The organism is Treponema sp. R6D11 (genome assembly GCF_054786075.1).
The window spans coordinates 1-663 of record NZ_BDHD01000642.1; the positions used below are offsets into that span (position 1 = coordinate 1).

1 protein-coding gene is annotated in these 663 nt (G+C 43.6%); it reads right to left on the reverse strand.

The features are described from left to right. Positions 1–663 (reverse strand): DHH family phosphoesterase (locus ACYVTD_RS15235; RefSeq protein WP_461248552.1); only part of this gene is annotated, 663 nt, incomplete at both ends.

Here is a 663-nt window from a genome sequence, read left to right on the forward strand (position 1 = left end):
TTACAAAGGACAAAAGATGCCTCGACACCACCGATGCCTAAAAGCTCGTCTGCACATTGGCTCATGAAGACTTTGTCTGGCTTATCAAGAGGGACAACAGCAATTGCATATTTTTTCGCGAATATTTCTGCCTCTTCGATGACTTTGGCGCGCATAGCATAAAATTCTTTAGGCACTTGGAACATACGCTTGATCTCGATTGTGTCGACACCTTTTGAACGCAGATATGCAGCGACTTCGAACGTTCTCGCGCCGGCTTTGAAGTTGAAGTTTTTGGTATCAATCATGACGCCTGCGTATAACGCTTTTGCTTCTTCTAATAATAGTTCGACATCGTTATTAACATATTGCAGAATTTCAACAACCATCTCGCTGGCAGAGCTTGCGTATGGCTCGTGGTATGATAGAATTGTGTTTTCGATGAAGCCTGCTTCTCTTCGGTGATGATCTATCAAGATAACTTTGTTGCCTTCTTTTAATAGTAGCTCAGGATATTCCGCGTTAGAAGATTTGTGCGAATCCACAAGCACAACAAGGTCGTTCTCGCCAGCTAACATTGATTCGTCCGGAGCTTTTATGGCGTCTTTGTATTCCGGTAGAGCCTCAAGTGTTTCGATTATTTGAGGCGCGGTTGACGCTTCTTTGTTTATGACTGCTATAGGG